Raw genomic sequence first — 23,617 nt, forward strand, 5'->3', positions numbered from 1 at the left:
TGACAGGGGCGTCCCAGAATAAGCGCAGAGCCACTGCGACACGCAACGGGGGACATTGCGATGACAGATCACGATCAACAACAAGCTGCCGCAGTCGAGGCAGAGGCCGCAGGTCGCGGTGGGCTCGACCAGCAGGAACTCGACGAACTTGTCGCGTCCTCTGATACCGGCGGCAGGTCGGTCGCGGGGCCTGTCGGCATCCTGCTGATGCTTGTGGCGCTCGCGTGGTCGCTGTTCCAGTTGTACATCGCGTCGCCCTTCGGGTTGTTCAATGATACGCTGGCGCGGTCCATTCACCTGGGCTTTGCGGTGTTTCTTGGCATTTTGGCGTTCCCCGCGGCGCGTACGACCTTCCAGATTGCGCTGGGGGTGATTGTCCCGCTGGCGCTTGCCGCCCTTTTCATGCTGTCGGCCAAAGAGGGCGTCGCCGTGTGGTGGATCCCGATCCCGGCCATCGCGATTGCGGCCACGGTGGTGCTTGGGTCGCCCAAGGACCGGATACCGATCTGGGAGTGGGCGCTGGGCATCGCGGCTGCGGCGACCGCGCTTTACCTTTTCATGTTTTACCGCGACATCGCCGACCGTGTGGGCGCGCCGATCATGCAGGATTACGTCGTGGCCGTCGTGGGCCTGATGTGTCTGCTGGAGGCCACCCGCCGTGCGCTGGGGCCCGCGTTGATGATCGTTGCATCCGTGTTCCTGATGTATACGGTTCTGGGGCCACAGATGCCTTCGATGATTGCACACAAAGGCAATTCCCTTTCCGAAATCGTCAATCACCAGTGGATCACGACCGAAGGTGTGTTCGGCATCGCGCTGGGCGTTTCGACATCGTTCGTGTTTTTGTTCGTGCTGTTTGGATCGCTCCTGGATCGTGCGGGCGCGGGCAACTATTTCATTCAGGTCGCCTTTAGCCTCATGGGCCATATGAAGGGCGGACCAGCGAAAGCTGCGGTTGTGTCCTCTGCTATGACCGGTTTGATTTCCGGCTCGTCCATCGCGAATGTCGTGACCACGGGTACGTTTACGATCCCGCTGATGAAGAAGGTCGGGTTCAGTTCGGAAAAGGCCGGCGCGGTCGAAGTCGCGTCGTCGGTCAACGGGCAGATCATGCCGCCGGTGATGGGGGCTGCGGCCTTCCTGATGGTCGAATATGTCGGCATCGCCTATTTCGATGTGGTCAAACACGCCTTCCTGCCAGCGGTCATTTCCTACATCGCGCTGGTCTATATCGTGCACCTCGAGGCGCTGAAGGCCGGGATGGAGGGCTTGCCCCGTCCGGTGGAACCAAAGCCGTGGGTCGCGTGGCTTATGAGCCTTGCGTTCACCATTGCCGTTGTGTGCGGCATCAGCTTTGCCGTTTACTATGGCATGGGCTGGTTGCGTCCGGCGTTCCCCGAGACGGCGGGCTATATCATCTTTGCCTTCCTCACGGCGGTCTATGTCGGGCTTTTGTATGTGGCATCCAAGGAAAAGCCGCTGGAGCTGGATGATCCGAACGAGCCGGTGACCAAGCTGCCTTTGCCCGGTCCGACAATCCGCTCCGGTTTGCACTACATCCTGCCCGTTGTCGTGCTGGTCTGGGCGTTGATGGTGGATCGATTGTCGCCGGGTCTGTCGGCGTTCTGGGCCACGGCATACATGGTGTTCATCCTGCTCACACAGCGTCCGTTGATGGCGATGTTCCGCGGGAACAGCGATCTGGGCAACAGCATCAAGGCCGGTTTTCTTGACTTGATCGACGGTCTGGTCACCGGGGCGCGCAACATGATCGGGATCGGCATCGCCACGGCGACCGCAGGTATCATCGTGGGCGCGGTCAGCCAGACCGGCGTGGGTGCCGCGCTCGCCGATGTGGTCGAAGCGCTGTCAGGGGGGTATATCCTCGCGATGCTGGCGTTGACCGCCGTCCTGTCGCTGATCCTCGGTATGGGCCTGCCGACGACGGCCAACTACATCGTTGTATCGGCGTTGCTGGCGCCGGTGATCGTGACGCTGGGCCAGCAGAACGGTCTGATTGTGCCGCTTATCGCCGTGCACCTCTTTGTGTTCTACTTCGGGATCATGGCCGATGTGACCCCGCCTGTCGGGCTTGCCAGTTTTGCCGCCGCCGCCGTTTCCGGGGGCGATCCGATCAAGACGGGTTTCGTCGCATTCTTCTACAGTTTACGGACTGCCGCGCTGCCTTTCCTGTTCATCTTCAACACGGAGCTGTTGTTGATCGATGTGACGTGGGCACAGGGGATATTTGTGTTCATCGTGGCGACCATCGCGATGTTGTTGTTCGCGGCGGCAACGCAGGGGTGGTTCCTTGCCAAGAACCGGTTTTACGAGACCATCGCGTTGCTGTTGATCGCGTTCACCCTGTTCCGGCCGGGATTCTGGATGGATATGGTGTCGCCGCCCTTCTCCGAGGCGGAGCCGACCGAGATCGCGCAGGCTGCGGCGGATACACCGGTGGGTGAGCCACTGCGCGTGCGCGTGGCCGGTCAGGACGGTTTCGGCGATCCGATCGAATTTGTCGCACTGGTCGACATGCCGGAGGGCGCAACCGGCGAAGAGCGTCTGGAAAACGCGGGTCTGGTGTTCCGCACGGACGGGGACAAAATGATCATCGACGATGTGGCGTTCAATTCGCCCGCTCAAAACGCGGGGCTCGATTGGGATCAGGAGGTCTTGAGGGTGCTCAAGCCCGAGCCACAGCCCAGCAAATACCTGATGTTCATTCCTGCACTGCTGCTTTTGGCAGCGATTGTCATGCTGCAACGGGGCCGCAACGCGCGCGCCCCGCGGCAGACGGCGGCGGCATAGCGCCATCGCGGAAGCACCGACATATCTGCGCTGTCACGGACGCGCCGTCACAACCGAATTGTTCGGTTCCGTTCACCCTGCAAAGGGCGTATGGAGCGGCAACACGGCCGTGTGCCGCCTGATCCGGAGTGAGCAGATATGACCCCTTTCGCAATTGCCGGCGTACAGATGTACGTCAACGCCCTGCAGTCCAACGTCGATGGTATGATCCAGCGGCTCGATATTCTCATGGCGCGGTTCCCGTGGACCCAGATGGTGCTGTTCTCGGAGCTTGCACCGTTCGGCCCGCTGGACCGGTTTTCACTGCCGCCCGAGAACGACGCGCTTGAGCGGTTTCAGGAAGCGGCGCGCAAGCACCGTGTCTGGCTGATCCCCGGTTCGATGTTCCTGACCGACCCGCAGGATGGCCGGATCTACAACACATCCGTCGTGATCAATCCCGAAGGCGAAATCATCCGCCGCTACGCCAAGATGTTCCCGTTCCGCCCGTATGAGAGCGGCATCGCGGCGGGCAGCGATTTCTGCGTTTTTGATGTGCCGGAAGTGGGGCGTTTTGGCCTGTCGATCTGCTATGACATCTGGTTTCCGGAAACGACGCGCCAGTTGACGAGCCAAGGGGTCGAGGTGTTGCTGCACCCGGTGCTGACAGGCACGACCGACCGCGACGCGGAACTGGCCATTGCGCGTGCCACGGCGGCGCAATTCCAATGCTACGTCATCGATGTGAACGGTCTGGGTGCGGGCGGCGTTGGCAAGTCCTGCGTGGTTGATCCCACGTCGATGGTGCTGCACCAGTCGGCGGGTCAGGAAGACATGTTCCCGATCGAGGTGGATCTGTCGATGGTTCGCCGCCAGCGCGAAACAGGCATGAAAGGGCTGGGCCAGGTGCTCAAGTCCTTCCGCGACCGGTCGACCGATTTTTCCGTCTATGACCGCACGAGTGGCACCGACGAATACCTCAAGACACTTGGCCCGTTGGCCGTCCCGCATCAGGGGACGCGCGCGGGTCTTGGCGAAATGGAGCCGGCGCTGCGCGTGCCGGAACCTTTGGCCTACAAAGGGGCCGAGGCCGCGATCCAGACCGGTTTCGCGCCGGAACCTCTGCCCAATCCGACCGCTGGCACCGCCACAGCACCCGTACAACCCAAACCGCCTGCCGCTCCGGCTGCAGGTATGCCCAATCCGCCCGTCAAGCCGGGTACCCTGACAGGCACGACCCAAAACGAGACATCCAGCGGCTAGGCCCGTTCCTGCGGTGGAGGGCGTCTCCGTCTGCTCGCAAAGGCCTGTCCGCTTCAAGTGGAGAACGACCGATGCATTCCATGAGCGACTATTCGTCAGCCATCCAGCTGCGTTCCGACCGGTGGAGCGCGTTGCGCGAAGCGACGGGCGGCCTGACGCGTGGCCCGTCTGCGGGTGAAGCGTCGCAACTGCGCCAGACGGTCGATGCGCTGTTTGAAGCGCTGTCCATGATGGAGCCCTACTGGGCGTTTCCGGGCATATCGGCCTTCAACCAGATGCGCCGCCATTACGAGCAGGGCAAGCTTGATGATCTGAGCTTTGCGGTCAATCGCGTGACCCGTGCGTTGACGACGGGGGCTTACCGGCGCCGGTCGATCCCGCTGGAGCGCGACAGTGTCGATCAGGACGAGCAGGACGACGAGGCGCACCAAAGCCCTGAGATGCGCGCCCTGTCCAAGCCCTATTTCGAAGTGCTGATCGTCGACAATGTATCGGAGCAACAAGAGCGCTGGCTGAAAAGCAATGTCACGGGCATGCGCCGTCCGGAGGATCCGTTTGTCTATGAAGCGGTGGTTGTCCCGTCGATCGAGGACGCGCTGATCGCGGTGCTGTTCAACCACAACATACAGGCCATCGTGGTGCGCCCCGGTCTGACGCTGAAGTCCGAAAAGATCGAGGAAATCCTGACCCGCTATCTCGCACGGGCCGGGGGCCGCGAGGAAATCGACGCGCTAATGCCGGAGAACTACGGCCCCGAACTGTGCCGGATGATTGCCCGTGTGCGCCCCGAGCTTGATGCCTATCTGGTGACGGAGCGGTCTGTCGAGGAGATTGCCGGTCTTGATCTTGGCATTTGCCGCCGCGTTTTTTACAATTCCGAAGACTTCATGGAGTTGCACCTCAACATCCTGCGCGGTGTGCAGGCGCGGAACAAATCGCCGTTTTTTACGGCGCTGGTCGAGTATTCCAAGCAGCCAACGGGCGTATTCCACGCGATGCCGATCAGCCGCGGTAAATCGATTACGCGTTCGCATTGGATTCAGGACATGGGGGCGTTCTACGGGCCCAATATCTTTCTTGCCGAGACATCGGCGACATCGGGCGGATTGGACAGTTTGCTAGAGCCGCATGGCCCCATCAAGGAAGCACAGGAACTGGCCGCGCGGGCGTTCGGCTCCAAGCAGACGTTCTTTGCCACCAATGGCACATCGACTTGCAACAAGATCGTGGTTCAGGCGCTTTTGCAGCCCGGTGACATCGTTCTGGTCGACCGCGACTGCCACAAATCGCACCATTACGGGATGGTGCTGGCCGGGGCGCATGTCAGCTATCTCGACAGCTATCCGCTGAGCAAGTATTCGATGTACGGCGCGGTGCCGATTTCGGAGATGAAAGAACGGCTGCTTGAACTGAAAGAGCAGGGCAAGCTGGACCGTGTGCGTATGCTGCTGCTGACTAACTGCACCTTTGACGGGCTTGTCTATAACGTGCAGCGCGTGATGGAAGAGTGTCTGGCGATCAAGCCTGATCTGATTTTTCTGTGGGACGAAGCGTGGTTCGCCTTTGGCCGGTTCAACCCGACATACCGCCAACGGACAGCGATGGACGCGGCCAACACCCTGCGGAGCAAGTTGCGCAGCGCCGATCATGCGGTTGCCTATGACGCGCAGCAGGCACAGCTCAAGGATGCCGATCACGAAACGCTGCTGAAGACGCGGCTTTTGCCGCCCCCGACCGCACGTGTGCGGGCCTATGCGACCCAATCCACCCACAAGACACTGACGTCCCTTCGGCAGGGGTCGATGATCCATGTGAACGACCAGGACTTCAAAGGCGAGGTCGAGCAGTCGTTCCACGAAGCCTATATGACACACACGTCCACATCGCCGAATTACCAGATCATCGCATCGCTCGATGTGGGACGCAGGCAGGTGGAACTGGAGGGGTTCGAATTTGTCCAGCGCCAGATCGAAGCGGCCATGTCGATGCGCCGTGCGATCAGCGACCATCCGCTACTGCGCAAATACTTCAAAGTATTGACCGCCGGTGACATGATCCCCGAGCAGCACCGCGAAAGCGGCGTGACCAGCTACTACGATACAGAGCAGGGCTGGACCGATATGTGGGACTGCTGGGAAAAGGACGAATTCGTGCTGGACGCGAGCCGCGTGACGCTATGCGTGGGGGGCACCGGATGGGATGGCGATACCTTCAAGAACAAGGTGTTGATGGATAAATACGGCATCCAGATCAACAAGACGTCGCGCAATACCGTGTTGTTCATGACCAACATCGGGACGACGCGATCCTCGGTTGCCTATCTGATCGAAGTGCTCGTTGAAATTGCCAAGTCGCTGGATGAATTGAACGATGATGCCTCGGGTATGGAGAAGCTCGGCTTTGATCGCCGGGTGAAGAACCTGATGGAGGACTGCCCGCCGCTCCCCGACTTCAGCCGCTTTCACCGTGCGTTCTTGTCGTCGGGCAACAGCCACGAAGGCGATATCCGCAAGGCGTTCTTTCTCGCCTATGACGACACCAATTGCGATTATCTCGAACTCAACGGATCATTGAAGGAGGCGATGGCGCGCGGCGACGAAATTGTATCTGCGTCTTTCATCATCCCCTATCCGCCCGGCTTCCCGATCCTCGTGCCGGGGCAGGTGATCAGCAAGGAAATCCTGAGTTTCATGCGCGCGCTCGACGTGAGTGAAATCCACGGATACAGGCCCGATTTGGGGCTGAGGGTCTTTACCCAAGCGGCATTGGAGGGCGTGAAGCCCGGTCTCAAGGCTGCAGAATAAAAGGGCCACACTGGCCCACGAATACCGACAAGGAGCATCACTATGGCTACCGTACTCAAGAATATTTCCGAAATTCGCCGGTTTTTCCACCGCAACGAAGATCCGATTTATTTCATCTCGGCGACGAACTTCAATTTGCTGGGGCTGGATGAATGGGTGAAGAATTTCAAGTACATCTGCTATATCGATTGCTACGGGGGCAAGCATCCAAACGTGTTCTGCCCATCGGAACAGCCGCACGCGGAATTCCAGTCGATCGAGGACATCAACAACTACCTGCTGCAGCACAAGGAGGTCATCGACTTCATCAAAAAGCGCGGCGGCAAGCCGAAGTTCGTGTTCCTGATGTTCGATGAGGAAACCGAACGTCTGTCGAAGGAACTGGGGGCCGAGGTGTGGTTCCCCAAGGCCAAGCTGCGCACCGCGATGGACAACAAGATCGAAACGGTCCGTATCGGCAACAAGGCAGGCGTGCCTTCGGTGCCCAACACGCTGGCCGAGGTCAAATCCTACGAGGATCTGCGCAAGACTTGCGAAAAGGCCGGTATCGGTCACGATCTGGTGCTGCAATCCGCCTTCGGGGACAGCGGCCACACGACCTTTTTTATCAAGAGCGAAGCTGATTTCCGCCGCCACGAGCACGAGATCATCGGCGAAGGTGAAATCAAGATCATGAAGCGCATCAATTGCCGTGGTGCCGCGATCGAGGCCTGCGCCACCAAGGAAGGCACGATCGTCGGACCGCTGATGACAGAGTTGGTCGGTTTCAAGGAACTGACGCCCTATCGTGGCGGGTGGTGTGGCAACGAAATTCTTGCCACGGCCTTTCCTCCGAAGGTCCGCCAACAGGCGCGTGACTTGACCTTCAAGTTCGGTGAACAGCTGCGCAAGGAGGGGTATCGGGGCTACTTCGAGCTTGATTTCCTGATCGACAAGAAGACCGGCGATCTTTGGCTGGGTGAGTTGAACCCGCGCATCACCGGCGCGTCCTCGATGACCAACCACGCCGCCTTTGCCCATGCGGACGCGCCTTTGTTCCTGTTCCACCTGCTCGAATTCTCGAAGAAGAAGTTCAATCTCGACGTGGATGAGCTGAACGCCCGCTGGGCCGATCCGGCAAACATCGACGGCTGGAGCCAGATGGTCATCAAGCATACCAAGGACAGTGTTGATATCTGTACACAGAGCCCCGAGACCGGCATTTACAAGATGCTCGAGGACGGCTCCGTGGTGTTTGACCGGTTCGATTACCACCGCCGCGCCGTCGAGTCCGAAAACGAGGCGTTTTTCCTGCGCATCCTGCAACCGGGTGATTACCGCTACGAAGGGGCCGATATCGGTATCCTTGTGACGCGAGGTCGTTCCATGACGAAGGCTTTCCAGTTGAATGACAGGGCGAAAAAGTGGATTCACGGCATTCAAAGGGCTGTGGACGGAAAACCGCTGCCTGTCGCCTCGGCCAGCCCTGATCTTGCCGATCCGGCGTTCAAGATCCTGTAGCAAGCGAAAGGCGCCCCCGGCATGTATTGGCGCGCAATCTCAGAAGATACGCCCGGTCCCAAATGGGCCGGGCTTTTCCGCGAATACTGGCCGGAGTATCGCGCCTGGTGGCTGAAGGAGGGTGAGACCGCCCGCCCGACCTATGCCGAAAGCAGACGCGCGCTGGGCGTACACATGCCGGAACTCCTGCCGCTGTACGATCAGTTGTGCGAGCTGGCCGGTGGCACCGATCACGCAGCGCGGTTTCTCAGCTTTTACACACCACCGCCTTACCTTGCCGCCTGCAGCCAGGCGATCTGGGCAGGAAAAGAGCCGGTGATGGTGCGCAACTATGACTACAATCCCAAGGCGTTCGACAGCCTTGTGCTCAAGACGCGCTGGATGGGCCGCGACGTGATGGGCACGTCCGACGGGCTGTGGGGTCTGGTCGATGGCGTGAATGACAAGGGCCTATCGATATCGCTGACGTTCGGCGGCCGCCGTGTCGCGGGCGAGGGGTTCGGCATTCCGCTGATTTTGCGTTACGCTCTGCAGGTCTGTGAAACCGCACAGGAAGCGGCAGAAGTGCTGGCCCGTGTGCCGACGCATATGAGCTACAACGTCACCGTGCTGGACCGCAAACGCGACTATCTGACCGTGATGATGGCACCCGACAGACCCGCGGTGGTCAGCCATGCCGCGGTGGCAACCAACCATCAGGAAAACGTCGAGTGGGTGAGCCATGCGCGGTTCACGGCCACGGTGGAGCGCGAAAGGTTCCTGCTTCAGCGACTGCGTTTCCACCGGGATCCGGAGGAAAAATTCATCGGCGCGTTCCTCAAGCCACCGCTGTATTCCACCGCTTTCCGGCAGGGGTTTGGCACGCTCTACACCGCTGTTTACCGGCCGCGTCGCCGCCAGATGGAGCTGCGCTGGCCCGGTGTGACATGGCAGCTGTCCCTCAAGGATTTCGCCGAAGGTGCACGGGATGTCAGTTTGCCCGGAGCCGCGTGATGGCCGGACCGCTCGCATCGTTGAAGGTTGTGGAATTCGCGGGGCTTGGTCCCGCGCCGCTGGCCGGCCAACTGCTCGCCGATCTGGGGGCGCAGGTTGTCAGCATCGACCGCAAGCACACCGACGCAGATCCGACCGACATCAACAGACGCGGGAAACGCTCTGTCGTGTTGAACCTCAAATCGGCGGGCGGGATCGAGGTGGCGCGTCGTCTGATCGCCACATCCGACATATTGATCGAAGGGTTTCGCCCCGGCGTTATGGAGCGGCTGGGGTTGGGCCCCGATGACTGCCCCGATACGCTGATTTACGGACGGATGACCGGCTGGGGTCAGTCCGGCCCACTGGCGAAAACGGCGGGCCATGACATCAACTATCTCGCGCTCACGGGTGCGTTGCATGCGATGGGTGATGCCGATCGACCGCCGGTTCCGCCGCTGAACCTTGTTGCGGACTACGGCGGTGGATCGATGTTCTTGCTGCTGGGTGTGCTGGCGGCAGTGATCGAACGGGGCGTTTCCGGCAAGGGGCAGGTTGTGGATGCGGCCATGGTTGACGGTGTGCCCGCGATGATGGGGCTGATCCATGCGATGCTGGCGCGGGGCGACTGGACGCAGGACCGGCAATCCAACTGGCTGGACGGGGCGGCACCGTTTTATCGGTGCTACACCTGCAAATGCGGCGGCTACATCTCTGTCGGCGCGCTGGAGCCGCAGTTTCACGCGCTGTTGCTGGAAAAAGCGGGGCTGCCTGCCGCGGACGCGCAGACACAGAATGACCCCCGATCATGGGCAGATCGGCGGGCGGTCTATGCCCGTGCCTTTGCCCAACGCACCCGCGACGAATGGGCCGCTGTGTTCGACGGGACCGATGCTTGCGTGGCGCCCGTCTTGCGATTTGCCGAAGCGGCGCTGCACCCCCACATGGCCGCGCGCGGAACGTTTACATCGCCCGGCGGTATCCTGCAGGCCGCGCCTGCACCCCGTTTCGGGCGCAGCGTCCCGCCGCAACCAGCGCCGCCCCGTGGCGCGGGGGCCGACACCGCCGCCCTATTGGCGGAGCTGGGCTACGACAGCGCGGCACAGGCGCGATTGCACAAGGACGGGGCATTGGAATAGCGCGCGGCGGCACAAATCCGATCATTCGACGCTACCCATATGCACCCCCGTCCAAAGGGACTATATAGAGCCTATGAAAGACGCTGACGCCTCCGACCTTGACGCTCCGCTGGAAGACCTGATCGTCTGCCCCGTGTGCGATGCGACCTACCAGCTGGCCCAGCCAGCCAAAGGCGAGCGTGCGGTATGTGTGCGCTGCCACAAGGTGCTGATCGCGCCGCGTCTCAAAGCAGGGGTGCAGATCATCGCGGTGGCGATTTCCGTGGTGATCCTGACGGTTGCGGCATCGATCTTTCCTTTTCTGAACATCTCGGCAGCAGGCAAATCGAACTCCGTGTCCATCATTGACGCAGCTTTGTCCTTTACCGAAGGGCCGCTGCTGCTTTTGTCACTTCTGACAGCGGGTTTCATAATTCTGATTCCGCTCGCCCGGATGATCCTGACGCTCTATGTTCTTGTGCCCGTTGTGCGTGATAAACCGCCCGCGCGCCACGCGATGCGCGCGTTTCGCTATTCAGAAGCATTGCGCCCGTGGTCGATGGCCGAGATTTTTGCGATCGGCTGTGCGGTGGCGCTGGTCAAGGTGGCGGATCTGGCAACGGTCGGTTTCGGACCGGCGTTCTGGATGTTCGGATGTCTGGTGGTTCTTGTGATGGTGCAGGACGGATTTATGTGCAAATGGTCGGTATGGAATTCACTGGAACACCCACGCCGACGGTAACGGCCCGCGAAGCGGGGCTGGTGGCATGCACACGGTGCACCCGTGCCTGGCCGCGCGGTACGCCCACCTGCGGGCGGTGCGGTGCAAAGCTGGTGTCAAGAGATCGCAAGAGCCTGCAACGGGTCTGGGCGCTGTGGCTGGTGGGCTTCATGGCCTATATCCCGGCAAATCTTTATCCGATGTTGTCGACGCAGCAATTGTTGCAGGTGCACGAAAGCACGATCATCGGCGGCGCGGTAGAACTTGCACAATACGGGTCGTGGGGCGTGGCGGGCATCATTCTGTTCGCGTCTGTCGTCATTCCGCTTGGCAAATTCTGGGCAATTGCCTTTCTTGCGATCAGCGTACGGGCCGAAAACAGCGGGCGCCACCACCAAAGGCTGTGGCTGTACGAAGTCGTGGAATACATCGGGCGGTGGTCGATGATCGATATCTTCGTGGTCGCCATCCTCTCCGCATTGGTGCAATTACAGGGACTTGTATCGATCCAACCCGGTCCTGCGGCTTTCTTTTTTGCGCTATCCGTGATCTTTACCATGTTGTCGGCGCAGGCCTTTGATCCCAGAATGATCTGGGATGCCTACGACCCAGAAAACGAAGGGCCGTCTGATGGCTGAAACTCCTCCTCCGGTCCATATCCGGCCAGCCCGCAAGCCGCGCTTTTCCGGAGCATCCGTAATCTGGCTGATCCCGTTGCTGGCGCTTGTCGCGGCGCTGGCCGTGGCGGTGCAGAACTACAATTCCCGCGGTCCGCTGATCGTGGTGGCGTTTCAGGATGGGGCCGGCATTGCTGCCGGCGAAACCGAATTGCGTTACCGCGACATTTCGGTGGGCAAAGTCGAAAAGGTCGGTTTCAGCAGCGGTCTGGGGCAGGTCGAGGCGCATATCCGCGTCAAGAAGGACATCGCGCCCTATATCGACAACGGCTCTGTGTTCTGGATCGTCGAACCCGAAGTGTCGGCCCGTGGCATCACGGGTCTGAGCACGGTGTTGAGCGGCGTTTATATTCAGGGGTCGTGGGATGACAACATCGGTTTGACGTCGGACCGGTTTGTCGGGTCGTCACAACCGCCCCTTATCCGGCCGGGAGAAAGCGGGCTGCAACTTGCGTTCCGCACCACCACCAACGGGGAGTTGACGGATAATGCGCCGATCCTGTTCCGCGGTATCGAGGTCGGGCGTGTCGGCAAGGCCCAGATTGCCAACAGCGGGGCCTTTGCGATCGTAGAGGCGCTGATTTACGACAGCCACCGTGATTTGATCAATTCGTCGACCCGGTTCTGGGATGTCTCGGGCGTGAGTGTCAGCATCGGGCCGGGCGGCGCGGATGTCGAGTTTTCCTCGCTTGCGACGCTGGTGGGCGGCGGGCTCACCTTTGATACATTCGTGTCGGGAGGGGAGCCCGTGCAGGACGGCGCGGTTTTCGAGGTTTATGGCGACAAGGACAGCGCCCGCAACAGCCTGTTCACCGCATCCGAAGTCGAACCGCTGCAGATCAGTGTGATTTTTGAAGAGAACATCTCGGGTCTGGCGACCGGTGCGGATGTCGAACTGAGCGGGTTCAAGGTGGGCGTTGTGGACAGCCTGTCGGGCGTTGTCGATACCGATCAATTCGGCGACAGCCGCGTGCGTCTGAACGTGATCCTCGCCATTCAGCCCGCACGACTGGGGTTGAAAGACGAGGTGACCGCAGATGCCGCGTTGCAGTTCTTGGCCGAAAGGGTGCAGGAGGGGCTGCGCGCGCGCCTTGCGTCGGCCAGTCTGCTGACGGGCGGTTTGAAGGTCGAGCTGGTGGAAGTGGAGGATCCGTTCCCCGCCACATTGACCACATCGGGCGCCGATCTGCCGATTTTTCCGACCACGCAGAGCGAAACATCCGACGCCGCCGCGACGGTCGAAGGGGTATTCAACCGCATCAACAACCTCCCGATCGAAGAGTTGTTGAACAGCGCGATACGGTTCCTCGACAACGCCGATGCGCTTGTGTCGAGTGAAGATATTCGCCAGACCCCCGGTGACGTGCGCACGCTGGTCGGTGATCTTTCCGAACTGCTGACATCGGACGACATCAAGAACGTACCGGTTGCGCTGAACGCGACGCTCGTGCGGATCGAGGATCTGGTGGCCGATCTGGAAGAGCAACGTGTGACCGATATTCTGGTGCAAGCACTGACGGATGCCTCCGATGCCGCCAATTCTGTCACCTCATCTGTCGAGGGGGTGCCGGAACTGGTCGAAGACCTGCAAGAGGTCGCGGCGAAGGCCAACAGCCTCGAGCTCAATGCGCTTCTCGAGGAGCTGACCGTGCTGACGCGGTCCGCGGACGCGCTGGTGTCGAGCCCGGATACAGCCGAGTTGCCCGCAGCGCTCAAGGGCGCGCTGGACGAAGTCAATGCAACCCTTGGAGAGTTGCGTGCGGGGGGGGCGGTGACGAATGTAAACCAGACACTTGCGTCGGCACGCAACGCCGCCGACAGCATCGCGGTGTCCGCGCAGGATTTGCCGCGGGTGGTAAACCGGATTTCCGCTTTGCTGACGCAGGCCAGCCGTACCATCGAAGGCTACAACAAGGGTGACCAGATCAGCCGCTCGGCGGAAAATACCCTGCGTGACATCAGCGAGGCGGCAGATGCCCTCGCCAAGCTTGCGCGTACTATCGAACGCAATCCGAACTCCTTGCTGTTGGGAAGATGATATGATGATCCTCAAGAACCTGATGCTGGCCGCTACGATTGGCCTTCTTGCCGCGTGCGGCAATCCCGATCGCATTGCCGTGACATCCCCCGCGATCAACGAAAACATACGGATCGGTTTCCGGTCGGTCGAGGTAAAGGACGTGTCGTTGCCCAGCTATGCGGCGGCGGATGAAATCGCGCAGCAGGGGCCGGACGGAACGCTAGTGACATCGTCGGTGCTGTGGGCGGATGCGCCCGAACGCGCGGTGGCGCTTGAAATCAGCCGCAATCTGGCGCGGCTTTCCGGGGCGCGGATTGCATCCGAGCCGTGGCCGTTTGAGGAAGAGCCTGCCGCATCCCTTGACGTGCGGTTTGCCGATCTTGTCGCGGGCACGGACGGTGTGTTCCGCGCGACGGGCCAGTATTTCGTCGGCGTGTATCAGGGGCGCGAACGCTCGGGCCTGTTTGATCTGAGTGTGGCGTATGACCCTGCGGCCGGACCGGCGGCGATTGCGCAGGCGCGTGGCCGCGTGGTGCTGGATCTGACCAAATTCATCGCGCGCAACGGTTTGCGGTAGGCTTGTCCCTTGCGGGGGCGGTGCTGCCGCCCTACATCTGGCCCAATGGCACAGGTAAAATCATCCACGAAATCCGACCCGAACTACAAGGTCATCGCCGAAAACCGGCGTGCACGGTATGACTATGCAATCGATGATGACATCGAGTGCGGCATCATGCTGGAGGGGTCAGAGGTCAAATCGCTTCGCTCCGGCGGATCGAATATCGCCGAAAGCTATGCTTCGGTAGAGGACGGTGAGCTGTGGCTGACCAACAGCTATATTGCGCCCTACAAGCAGGCCAAGACATTCGGTCACGAGGAACGCCGCCGGCGCAAGTTGCTTGTATCGCGCAAGGAGCTGGCCAACCTGTGGAACGCCACGCAGCGCAAAGGCATGACGCTGGTGCCATTGGTGATGTACTTCAACCACCGCGGCATGGCGAAGATCAAGCTGGGCATCGCCAAGGGCAAGAAGAACCACGACAAACGCGAAACAGCCGCCAAGCGCGACTGGAACCGCCAGAAATCGCGGCTGTTGAAAGACCACAGTTAAGCGCTTTTGCGTGACCTCGCACTTGTCAGTGATGGGGCGGAGCGGTAGCAACGGGCAAACCCATTGCAACGGGGGCTTCCCATGGCTGATGATCCCAAGACGCTGGTTTCCACCGACTGGCTTGCGAAACACCTCAAGGACCCGGACCTGCGATTGCTGGATGCGTCGTGGTATCTGCCCGATGAAAATCGTGATCCGCTGGCCGAGTACAACGCGGCACATATTCCCGGCGCGCGGTTCTTTGATATCGACGAAATCTCGGACGCCCGCAGCGACCTGCCGCATATGGCCCCGCCAATCGAAAAATTCATGTCGCGGATGCGGGCGATGGGCGTTGGCGATGGTCATCAGGTGGTCGTCTATGACGGCTCTGGTCTGCTTTCTGCGGCGCGGGTCTGGTGGCTTTTCCGCCTGATGGGGCAGGAAAACGTCGCGGTTCTGGACGGTGGATTGCCCAAATGGGTCGCGGAGGGGCATCCGACAGAGGACATGCCGCCGATACCGCGGGACCGGCATATGACAGTACGGTTCCAGAACCAGTTGGTACGCGATGTCACGCAGGTGGCCCACGCCTCAAAGCTGGGCAGCCCGCAGATTGTCGATGCCCGTGCGGCCGCCCGTTTCCGCGGTGACGCGCCCGAACCCCGGGAGGGATTGCGCGCAGGCCACATTCCGGGGTCGCGCAACGTGCCATTTACCGATCTTCTGAATGCTGACAGAACGCTCAAGACCCCGGATGAAACACGCGCGGCGTTCGAGGCCGCGGGCGTCGATCTGGGCAAGCCGGTGATCACGACCTGCGGTTCCGGCGTCACGGCAGCGATACTGGCGTTGGCGCTCGAGCGGTTGGGTCATAACGACTGGGCTCTTTACGATGGATCTTGGGCAGAGTGGGGGATGTTCCCGACCGTGCCCGTCGCGACCGGAGACGCATGATGTTCGAGACACTGCAGGCCCAGCCGGCCGACAAGATTCTGGCGCTTGTCCAGATGTACCGCGAAGACCCGCGAGAGATGAAAATCGATCTGGGCGTGGGTGTGTACAAGGATGCGACGGGGCTGACCCCGGTAATGCGGGCCGTCAAAACCGCGGAGCGGCAGCTTTGGGAGACGCAGGACAGCAAGGTTTATACCGGTCTTGCGGGTGATCCGGCATTCGGTGATGCGTTGGTTGATCTGGTGCTGGGCGATGCGGTATCCCGCGATACCGTGGCCGCCGCCGCGACACCGGGCGGGACAGGTGCGGTCCGACAGGCGTTCGAGATGATCCAGATGGCGCGCCCCGATGCGCGGGTCTTTGTGTCGGACCCGACGTGGCCCAATCATCTGTCCATCCTGAATTATCTGGGAATGGAGATCGTTCCCTACCGGTATTTTGACGCCGAAACGCGTGGTGTGGATTTTAACGGGCTGATCGAGGATCTTAAAACGGCCCGCGCGGGCGACGTCGTGCTGTTTCATGGATGCTGTCACAACCCCACCGGCGCCAATCTCAACCCCACCGAGTGGGACGCCGTGATCGACGTGCTGTTGCAAACCGGCGCAACGCCAATGATCGACATTGCGTATCAGGGTTTCGGCGATGGTCTGGACGAGGATGCAGCGGCAACGCGCAAATTGGCCGCCGCGGTGCCCGAATGTCTGATTGCCGCAAGCTGCTCCAAGAATTTCGGTATCTACCGCGAGCGGACGGGTATCCTGATGGCTGTTTCGGCAGATACATTGGCGACGGGTCTGAACCAGTCGACGCTGGCGTTCCTCAATCGCCAGAACTTCAGTTTTCCTCCCGATCACGGCGCTCGTGTCGTGACGATGATCCTGAAAGATGACGCGCTGCGTGCAGATTGGCAGGCAGAGCTCGAAGAGGTCCGCACCGGTATGCTGGGTCTGCGCACGCAGTTGGCGGGCGAGTTGCAGCGGCTGAGCGGGTCGGACCGGTTCGGTTTTCTCGCCCAGCACCGCGGTATGTTTTCAAGACTGGGGACAACGCCCGAACTGGTCGAAAAGCTGCGCAAGGATCACGCGATTTACATGGTCGGTGACAGCAGGATGAACATTGCGGGCCTGAACCCGCAAACGGTACCGGTGCTTGCGCAGGCGATCATCGACGCCGGCATCTGAACCCAAACGACGTCGGCAAAAAAGCCCCGCAGCGGTTCGGCTGCGGGGCTTTTTCTTTGTGGTGGGTGCCGCGTCCCACTCTGTGCGGGGCGCGGCGTGGGCTGATATCAGCCGCGGGAGAATTCGGGATAGGCTTCCATGCCCAGCTCGGATGTATCGAGACCCGTGATCTCGGCCTCTTCGCTGACGCGAATGCCCATGACGGCCTTCAGAAGTAGCCATAGGACAGCCGCTGCAACAAAGGTGAAGACACCGTAGGCCACGATACCCGTAAGCTGCGTGATGAGGCTTGCGTCACCGTTGTAGAATACGACCGCGATCGTGCCCCAGATGCCCGCAAAGAGGTGCACAGGGATGGCGCCGACAACGTCGTCGATTTTCAGCTTGTCGAGCATTGGCACCGCAAAGACCACGATCGCGCCGCCAATGGCACCGATCCAGAGCGAGCCGAAAAGCGATGGCGCAAGCGGTTCTGCCGTGATCGACACCAGACCGGCAAGACAGCCGTTCAGAACCATCGTCAGGTCGACCTTCTTGTACAATACCTGCGTCAGGATCAGCGCCGCAACGGCACCCGCTGCCGCGGCCATGTTCGTGTTGGCAAAGATCCGGCCCACGTCGGTGATGTCACCCACAGTGCCCGCAGCCAGTTGCGAGCCGCCATTGAAGCCGAACCAACCAAGCCACAGGATGAACGTGCCCAATGTCGCCAGCGCAAGGTTGGAGCCGGGCATCGGATTCACGCGGCCGTCCTTGTATTTGCCCAGACGCGGTCCGAGGATCAGCGCACCGGCAAGAGCCGCCCAACCGCCGACAGAGTGTACCACGGTGGAACCGGCGAAGTCGGAGAAGCCCATTTCGGACAGCCAGCCGCCGCCCCACTGCCAGGAGCCGGAAATCGGGTACAGAAGACCCGTCAGCACCAGCACGAAGATGAGGAAGGGCCACAGTTTGATGCGTTCGGCCAGCGCGCCCGATACGATCGAAGCGGTCGCCGCGACGAACATCAGCTGGAAGAAGAAGTCCGAGGCGACGGATGCGTAATCAAGCGATGCATCCGCAGCGGCAAGCCCGACAGGCTCCAACACGGTCGGCACGAAGTTGAAAGCGAAGTATCCGTTAAAGTCGCCGGGATACATCAGGTTGAAGCCGACCAACCAGTACATGATCGATGCGAGCGAGAACAAGGCGATGTTCTTGGTCAACTGCATCGTGACGTTCTTGGAGCGCACGAGACCGGCCTCGAGCATGGCAAAACCGGCAGCCATCCAGAACACCAGAAACCCGCCCACCAGAAACAGCAGGGTGGTCATGATATAGGGACCGATTTCATCAAAGCCCGGCGCGGCGGCGTCCTGGGCCAATGCGAATGTCGGCAGCAGTGCTGCAACAGTCGCGGCTGGAAGTATGTATCGTTTCATCGTCTATCCGTCCCTTGATTAGATGGCGTCTTCGCCGGTTTCACCGGTACGCACACGGACCGCTTGTTCTACGTCGAGCACGAAAATCTTGCCGTCGCCGATCTTGCCCGTCTGGGCGGTCTTGCTGATTACTTCGACCATCTGGTCGGCCACGGCATCCGCCACGACCAGCTCCAACTTTACCTTCGGTACGAAGTTCACGACGTATTCAGCGCCGCGGTAGATTTCGGTATGGCCGGACTGCGCGCCGAAGCCTTTGATTTCCGTGACCATCAGCCCGCGTACACCTGCGTCGGTCAGCGCTTCGCGGACTTCCTCCAGTTTGAACGGCTTGATGGTGGCAATAATGAGTTTCACCTATCGATCCCCTTGTAGTGCAGGTTGTTCCTGCCGGTTGCCCCGCCAGCAAACGGGACGAACCGCAGAGTTGTGAAGCATTTCGCTCTTTTGCCGCGACACGGTTCCGGCTGGAGTGATTAAAAAATAATCAACACGACTAAACAGCCTAAAAACTGTGCAAATATTTGAGGGTTGTTTGCCGATCAAACGCTAAACAATCGGGTTCAGGCGGGGTAAACTGGCCCGAACAAAGGGCGAGCAGGCCAATTTCATGAGTGATTCATCCAAGCGTAAGCGACCGCTGGTTGCGGAGAAGCGGTATGGCGCGGCGTCCAAGGCGCAGCAGAGCCGGTCGAAAACCAAGTCGAGAAAGAAAAAGCCTGCCAAACGCCGGAGCCGTGCGCCGCGCCGTGGCGGTATCCTCGGCTTTCTGTCGCGGATCGCACGCTGGGTCATGCGCCTGATCTGGGTGCTGTTCTCGCGCACCGCGCTTGTCGGTATCGCGATGCTCGCGCTGATAGTCGGCTATTTCTACACCACCCTGCCGCCTGTAGAAGAGCTGCTTGACGGACGTGTCAGCGGCTCCGTGACCATGATCGATAACGAGGGCGAGGTATTCGCCTGGCGTGGAGACCAGTTCGGAGGGGTCGTCACGGCGCAAACCGTTTCGCCAAACCTCAAGAACGCGGTGATCGCGACCGAGGACAAGAGATTTTACCGGCATTTCGGGTTGAGCCCGCGGGGCATCGCATCGGCGGTGCGCATCAACATGAGCGAGGGCCGCGGCCCGTTGTCGGGGCACGGCGGCTCCACCATCACGCAACAGACGGCGAAGTTGCTGTGCCTTGGCGAACCTTTTGATCCGACCTCCGGCCAGACAGAAGCCGAATACGAGGCCGATTGCCGCCGCGGATCAATCAAGCGCAAGGCGAAGGAAGCCGTCTATGCGATGGCGATGGAGGCGAAGTACACCAAGGACGAAATCCTGTCGATCTACCTGAACCGTGCGTATCTTGGTGGGGGTGCATATGGCGCCGAGGCGGCGGCACAGCGCTATTTTGGCAAGCCCGCCGCGGCGGTGAATGCAGCCGAAGGGGCGATGATAGCAGGGCTGCTGACCGCACCGTCAACTCTGGCGCCGACCAGCAACCTCGAGCGATCGCAAAACCGTGCCGCAACGGTGCTGCGCCTGATGCGCGAACAGGGATATATCGATGCGGAACAGGAAGCGCGCGCCAAAGCAAATCCTGCGGTGTTGTCCGAAGCCGCGCAGGCGCGGGCCGGTGGTTATTTCGCGGATTGGGTCATGTCGTCAGGCCCCGAATTCTTTACCCGTAAAACCACAGAGGATGTGATCATTCGCACGACCCTCGACCAACGGATGCAGCGCGCCGCCGAAGAAGGTCTGAAATGGGTTTTCGAGAACAAGGTCCGTGCGGGATCCAAGGCGCAAGCCGCCATTGTCGTGATGAGCGCCGATGGCGCGGTGCGGGCGATGGTCGGCGGGCGCAAGACAAAGGTAACGGGGGCGTTCAACCGCGCCACACAGGCGCTGCGCCAGACGGGATCGGCGTTCAAACCGTTCGTCTATGCTGCCGCGCTCGATCTTGGCTATTCGCCCAACGATATCGTCGTGGACGAACCCTATTGTCTGGATATTCCGGGTTCGGGGCAGTGGTGTCCGAAAAACTACACCAACCGTTTCGTGGGGCCGACGTCGATGACGACCGCATTGGCGCAGTCGCTCAACATTCCGGCAGTCAAGATTTCCGAAAGCGTGGGCCGTGATGTGGTTAGCACGGTTGCCGAGCAGTTCGGGATCAAGAACGATCTGGCGGCGGGTCCGGCCCTCGCGCTTGGCGCATCCGAAAGCACATTGCTCGAAATGACGGGTGCATTCGCGGGAATTTTGAATGGCGGCTCTTCAGTCACGCCGTACGGGCTGCTTGATCTGCGATTGCGTGGCGATGACGAGCTGTTGATGGGAACAGGGGGCGGCATTGGTGAGCGGGTCATTCAGGAAGAAGCGGCAGGCCAACTTATCTATATGATGGAGAAGGTTGTCAGCGAAGGCACCGGCAAGCGTGCGCGGCTCGAAAACTGGCAGGTGGCCGGAAAAACAGGGACAACATCCGCGGCAAAAGATGCCTGGTTCATCGGGTTCTCGGCGGATTACGTGGCCGGCGTCTGGATGGGATACGACGACAACACCCCGCTCAAGGGTGTGACCGGCGGTGGGCTCCCTGCGGACATCTGGCGCGAAACGATGCAGCGGGTGCACGTAGGCATCGATCCCAAGCCGCTGCCGATGATCAAACCGGCGGCCCCGCAAGTGGTCTTTCAGGGCGAAACGAACCAGGCTGCGCCCCAACCGGCACCGCAACCGCAACGCCGCGAACCTGCCCGCCCGCTCAGCCTGATCGATCAGGTCCTGCGCGATATTTTCGGTGGCGGAAACTGACGCTTCAAGATTTGTGCGAACCTGCGCACAAATCTGCGTTGGCGCTTGCACGGGCTGTTTCCTAGGTGTGACTGACACATAAAAAAGGAGACAGTGATGCAAGAGCCAGTAAAAATCTCGTCGTTTTCCGATGGCGCGCGTGGTGGCAATCCGGCTGGTGTTGTGATTGCGGATAGGTTGCCTGCCGCAAGCGAAATGCAGAAAGTTGCGGCGGACCTCGGCTTTTCGGAAACCGCCTTTGCCGCTCGGGACGCAGATGGCGGGTGGACCGTTCGGTACTATGCGCCCGAGGGTGAGGTGGCGTTTTGTGGTCATGCGACGATCGCGCTTGGCGCACAGTTGGGGCGGCTGAATGGCGCGGGCACGTATCCGCTGCATCTGCGCGATGACTTTATTTCTGTACGCGCCGATCCGGCGGGCGATGGCTGGAAAGCCGCATTGCAATCACCCGCGACATGGTCCGAAGAACTCGACCTGACGTTGACGCAAGAGCTTTTGCAGAATTTCGGTCTGACGGACGCCGATCTCGATACGCGTCTGCGCCCCGCCTTGGCCTTTGCCGGTGTGCGCCACGCCGTGCTGCCATTGGCCCGTCGAGAGACGCTTTCGCAGATGGAATATCCTTTCGAAGCGGTCAAGGCGCTGATGCATGCGCATGATCTCGTCACCGTCAGCCTGATCTTTTTCGAGGGGCCGCGCGTGATCCACGCGCGCAATGCGTTTGCCAGTGGCGGAGTGGTCGAGGACCCGGCGACGGGCGCGGCGGCCGCCGCACTTGGCGGACTGCTGGTCGACCGGAATTGGGACGGTCTGCAGGGCGGAGGCGCGATAGATATCCGTCAGGGCGACGATATGGGGATGCCGTCGCGTATCCGTGTCGATGTGACCGGCGTGCCGGGCGACAGTGTGACAGTAAGCGGTGCCGTGCGCTGGATGGGATAAGCGGCGCTGGGCAAATGCGGGCTTTTCACTTGTCGGGGCGGGCGGTAACGTCCCGACAGATACACATCGCTGCCAAGGAGCGCCCCCATGAGCCACGCACAAAACCTTTCAGAAAAAGGCATCACACTTCCAGATGCGTCGGCGCCCGCTGCCAACTATGTTCCTTACGTTCGGGTCGGCAACACGCTTTACGTTTCAGGCCAGATTTCGCGCAACGACGACGGGCTGATCACCGGTGTTCTGGGCGATGACATGAGCGTCGAAGAAGGGGCTGCCGCAGCGCAGACCTGCGCTTTGCAATTGCTGGCACAGGTGCGGGCGGCATGCGATGGCGACATTGACCGGATGGTGCGGGTCGTGAAGTTGACCGGATTCGTGAATTCGACCAAGGATTTCACCCAGCAGCCGCAGGTCATCAACGGGTGTTCCGATTTCCTCGTGGAAACTTTGGGTGATGCCGGGCGGCATGCCCGCTCTGCCGTGTCCGCGGGCGCGCTGCCTTTGGGTGTTGCGGTCGAGATCGAAGGCATCTTCGAAATCAAATGACCCAAGCCAATCCACAGCTGCCAGACAGCTTTCTCGCGGTTCCGTTGACGCACCGCGCCCTTCATGACGTTGCCGATGGCCGACCTGAGAATTCGCGGGCCGCGATCCGCGCGGCGATCGCCCACGGCTACGGTATCGAAATTGACGTGCAGCTCAGCGGCGATGGCGCGGCGATGGTGTTTCATGACTACCACCTTGAACGGCTGACGGAGGTGCAGGGCGCTGTGCAGTTGCATTCAACAGCCGCGTTGAAGTCGATCAATCTGCGTGGCGGCGACGAAGGTATTCCCGATTTGCCGGAAGTGCTGGAGCTGGTGGCCGGTCGGGTGCCGCTGCTGATCGAACTGAAGGATCAGGACGGCGCGATGGGACCCAATGTCGGAGCTCTGGAACGGGCCACTGCGACTGCCATCAAAGGGTACGGCGGCGACGTGGCCGTAATGTCGTTCAACCCACACTCGACGGCTCTGATGCGGGAATTGTGCCCCGACATTCCACGTGGGCTGACCACGAGTGCTTTCACCCCCAAGGACTGGCCTTTCGGAGAGGACGTCTGCGCGCGCTTGCGCGAGATACCGGATTACGATCGTGTCGGCGCATCCTTTATCAGCCACGAGGCTGCGGATCTGGACCGTCCGCGGGTGGCCGAATTGAAGGCGCAGGGCGCGCGTGTCTGCTGTTGGACCATCCGCAGCCCCGAACAGGAAGCCGAGGCCCGCAAAGTTGCCGATAATATTACCTTCGAGAGGTATCTCGCCGCGCTCGACGCTTGAACTTCGCGGTGCCGGCCACAGGTTAGCGGCTGCAGGGCA

General features: G+C 60.7%; 19 protein-coding genes. 17 read left to right on the forward strand and 2 right to left on the reverse strand.

Translation table 11 applies throughout. The features are described from left to right. Positions 1-60: 60 nt before the first annotated feature. From K3756_RS01545 to K3756_RS01605, 13 genes are all read left to right on the forward strand, one after another. Positions 61-2,811 (forward strand): TRAP transporter permease, encoded by a 2,751-nt coding sequence (locus K3756_RS01545; protein ID WP_259990240.1) that lies wholly within the window; start codon positions 61-63, stop codon positions 2,809-2,811. A 138-nt stretch (positions 2,812-2,949) separates the two neighbouring features. Next, positions 2,950-4,053, forward strand: coding sequence for a carbon-nitrogen hydrolase family protein (locus K3756_RS01550; RefSeq protein WP_259990242.1), 1,104 nt, complete (start codon positions 2,950-2,952; stop codon positions 4,051-4,053). Between the two features lie 71 nt (positions 4,054-4,124). Next, the gene (locus tag K3756_RS01555) at positions 4,125-6,857 is read left to right on the forward strand and encodes an aminotransferase class I/II-fold pyridoxal phosphate-dependent enzyme (protein WP_259990244.1); all 2,733 of its coding nucleotides are present in this window, start codon (positions 4,125-4,127) and stop codon (positions 6,855-6,857) included. Positions 6,858-6,899: 42 nt separating this feature from the next. After that, positions 6,900-8,357 (forward strand): biotin carboxylase, encoded by a 1,458-nt coding sequence (locus K3756_RS01560; RefSeq protein ID WP_259990247.1) that lies wholly within the window; start codon positions 6,900-6,902, stop codon positions 8,355-8,357. Positions 8,358-8,378: 21 nt separating this feature from the next. Next, the gene (locus K3756_RS01565) at positions 8,379-9,350 is read left to right on the forward strand and encodes a C45 family autoproteolytic acyltransferase/hydolase (protein WP_259990249.1); all 972 of its coding nucleotides are present in this window, start codon (positions 8,379-8,381) and stop codon (positions 9,348-9,350) included. After that, complete coding sequence (locus K3756_RS01570; RefSeq protein WP_259990251.1) at positions 9,350-10,468, forward strand: CaiB/BaiF CoA-transferase family protein; 1,119 nt, start codon at positions 9,350-9,352, stop codon at positions 10,466-10,468. The genes K3756_RS01565 and K3756_RS01570 overlap by 1 nt, the downstream gene beginning before the upstream one ends. 73 nt (positions 10,469-10,541) lie before the next feature. After that, complete coding sequence (locus tag K3756_RS01575; protein WP_259990253.1) at positions 10,542-11,189, forward strand: paraquat-inducible protein A; 648 nt, start codon at positions 10,542-10,544, stop codon at positions 11,187-11,189. Then, positions 11,147-11,806: a paraquat-inducible protein A gene (locus K3756_RS01580; protein ID WP_409202431.1), complete on the forward strand. Its 660-nt coding sequence runs from the start codon at positions 11,147-11,149 to the stop codon at positions 11,804-11,806. The genes K3756_RS01575 and K3756_RS01580 overlap by 43 nt, the downstream gene beginning before the upstream one ends. Beyond that, positions 11,799-13,883: an intermembrane transport protein PqiB gene (locus K3756_RS01585; protein WP_259990257.1), complete on the forward strand. Its 2,085-nt coding sequence runs from the start codon at positions 11,799-11,801 to the stop codon at positions 13,881-13,883. Before K3756_RS01580 ends, K3756_RS01585 begins: the two co-directional genes overlap by 8 nt. Positions 13,884-13,887: 4 nt before the next feature. Next, on the forward strand, positions 13,888-14,442 hold the full coding sequence (locus tag K3756_RS01590; RefSeq protein ID WP_259990259.1) for a membrane integrity-associated transporter subunit PqiC: 555 nt from the start codon (positions 13,888-13,890) through the stop codon (positions 14,440-14,442). 45 nt (positions 14,443-14,487) lie between these two features. Next, positions 14,488-14,976 (forward strand): SsrA-binding protein SmpB, encoded by a 489-nt coding sequence (gene smpB / locus K3756_RS01595; protein ID WP_259990261.1) that lies wholly within the window; start codon positions 14,488-14,490, stop codon positions 14,974-14,976. Between the two features lie 81 nt (positions 14,977-15,057). After that, a complete protein-coding gene (gene sseA / locus K3756_RS01600) occupies positions 15,058-15,912 on the forward strand; it encodes a 3-mercaptopyruvate sulfurtransferase (protein ID WP_259990263.1) in 855 nt (284 codons plus the stop codon). Continuing rightward, the gene (locus K3756_RS01605) at positions 15,912-17,096 is read left to right on the forward strand and encodes an amino acid aminotransferase (protein WP_259990265.1); all 1,185 of its coding nucleotides are present in this window, start codon (positions 15,912-15,914) and stop codon (positions 17,094-17,096) included. The genes sseA and K3756_RS01605 overlap by 1 nt, the downstream gene beginning before the upstream one ends. Before the next feature lie 107 nt (positions 17,097-17,203). On the opposite strand, the gene K3756_RS01610 is transcribed toward K3756_RS01605, so the two are convergent. Continuing rightward, the gene (locus K3756_RS01610) at positions 17,204-18,517 is read right to left on the reverse strand and encodes an ammonium transporter (protein ID WP_259990267.1); all 1,314 of its coding nucleotides are present in this window, start codon (positions 18,515-18,517) and stop codon (positions 17,204-17,206) included. A gap of 18 nt (positions 18,518-18,535) precedes the next feature. Further along, on the reverse strand, positions 18,536-18,874 hold the full coding sequence (locus K3756_RS01615) for a P-II family nitrogen regulator (RefSeq protein ID WP_259990270.1): 339 nt from the start codon (positions 18,872-18,874) through the stop codon (positions 18,536-18,538). Positions 18,875-19,127: 253 nt separating this feature from the next. Between K3756_RS01615 and K3756_RS01620 the strand changes: the two genes are divergently transcribed. The 4 genes from K3756_RS01620 to K3756_RS01635 all read left to right on the forward strand — a co-directional run bounded on the left by K3756_RS01620 (position 19,128) and on the right by K3756_RS01635 (position 23,578). Then, positions 19,128-21,317, forward strand: coding sequence for a transglycosylase domain-containing protein (locus K3756_RS01620; protein WP_259990272.1), 2,190 nt, complete (start codon positions 19,128-19,130; stop codon positions 21,315-21,317). Between the two features lie 96 nt (positions 21,318-21,413). Continuing rightward, the gene (locus K3756_RS01625; RefSeq protein WP_259990274.1) at positions 21,414-22,259 is read left to right on the forward strand and encodes a PhzF family phenazine biosynthesis protein; all 846 of its coding nucleotides are present in this window, start codon (positions 21,414-21,416) and stop codon (positions 22,257-22,259) included. A gap of 87 nt (positions 22,260-22,346) precedes the next feature. Further along, on the forward strand, positions 22,347-22,805 hold the full coding sequence (locus tag K3756_RS01630; protein WP_259990275.1) for a RidA family protein: 459 nt from the start codon (positions 22,347-22,349) through the stop codon (positions 22,803-22,805). Next, entirely contained in the window at positions 22,802-23,578 is a 777-nt protein-coding gene (locus K3756_RS01635) for a glycerophosphodiester phosphodiesterase family protein (protein WP_259990276.1), read from the forward strand. The genes K3756_RS01630 and K3756_RS01635 overlap by 4 nt, the downstream gene beginning before the upstream one ends. The last annotated feature ends 39 nt before the right edge of the window (positions 23,579-23,617 follow it).

Origin of the sequence: Sulfitobacter sp. S190 (assembly GCF_025141935.1) — a bacterium.
In the GTDB taxonomy this organism is placed as follows: domain Bacteria; phylum Pseudomonadota; class Alphaproteobacteria; order Rhodobacterales; family Rhodobacteraceae; genus Sulfitobacter.

Bases quoted from the DNA above. Each gene is read 5' to 3' on its own strand.
- K3756_RS01625 (WP_259990274.1), top strand. From the start codon at position 21,414: ATGCAAGAGCCAGTAAAAATCTCGTCGTTTTCCGATGGCGCGCGTGGT.
- K3756_RS01555 (WP_259990244.1), top strand. From the start codon at position 4,125: ATGCATTCCATGAGCGACTATTCGTCAGCCATCCAGCTGCGTTCCGAC.
- K3756_RS01610 (WP_259990267.1), bottom strand. From the start codon at position 18,517: ATGAAACGATACATACTTCCAGCCGCGACTGTTGCAGCACTGCTGCCG.
- K3756_RS01635 (WP_259990276.1), top strand. From the start codon at position 22,802: ATGACCCAAGCCAATCCACAGCTGCCAGACAGCTTTCTCGCGGTTCCG.
- K3756_RS01545 (WP_259990240.1), top strand. From the start codon at position 61: ATGACAGATCACGATCAACAACAAGCTGCCGCAGTCGAGGCAGAGGCC.
- K3756_RS01570 (WP_259990251.1), top strand. From the start codon at position 9,350: ATGGCCGGACCGCTCGCATCGTTGAAGGTTGTGGAATTCGCGGGGCTT.
- K3756_RS01620 (WP_259990272.1), top strand. From the start codon at position 19,128: ATGAGTGATTCATCCAAGCGTAAGCGACCGCTGGTTGCGGAGAAGCGG.
- K3756_RS01565 (WP_259990249.1), top strand. From the start codon at position 8,379: ATGTATTGGCGCGCAATCTCAGAAGATACGCCCGGTCCCAAATGGGCC.
- K3756_RS01560 (WP_259990247.1), top strand. From the start codon at position 6,900: ATGGCTACCGTACTCAAGAATATTTCCGAAATTCGCCGGTTTTTCCAC.
- smpB (WP_259990261.1), top strand. From the start codon at position 14,488: ATGGCACAGGTAAAATCATCCACGAAATCCGACCCGAACTACAAGGTC.
- K3756_RS01580 (WP_409202431.1), top strand. From the start codon at position 11,147: ATGGTCGGTATGGAATTCACTGGAACACCCACGCCGACGGTAACGGCC.
- K3756_RS01605 (WP_259990265.1), top strand. From the start codon at position 15,912: ATGTTCGAGACACTGCAGGCCCAGCCGGCCGACAAGATTCTGGCGCTT.
- K3756_RS01585 (WP_259990257.1), top strand. From the start codon at position 11,799: ATGGCTGAAACTCCTCCTCCGGTCCATATCCGGCCAGCCCGCAAGCCG.
- K3756_RS01630 (WP_259990275.1), top strand. From the start codon at position 22,347: ATGAGCCACGCACAAAACCTTTCAGAAAAAGGCATCACACTTCCAGAT.
- K3756_RS01590 (WP_259990259.1), top strand. From the start codon at position 13,888: ATGATCCTCAAGAACCTGATGCTGGCCGCTACGATTGGCCTTCTTGCC.
- sseA (WP_259990263.1), top strand. From the start codon at position 15,058: ATGGCTGATGATCCCAAGACGCTGGTTTCCACCGACTGGCTTGCGAAA.
- K3756_RS01575 (WP_259990253.1), top strand. From the start codon at position 10,542: ATGAAAGACGCTGACGCCTCCGACCTTGACGCTCCGCTGGAAGACCTG.
- K3756_RS01550 (WP_259990242.1), top strand. From the start codon at position 2,950: ATGACCCCTTTCGCAATTGCCGGCGTACAGATGTACGTCAACGCCCTG.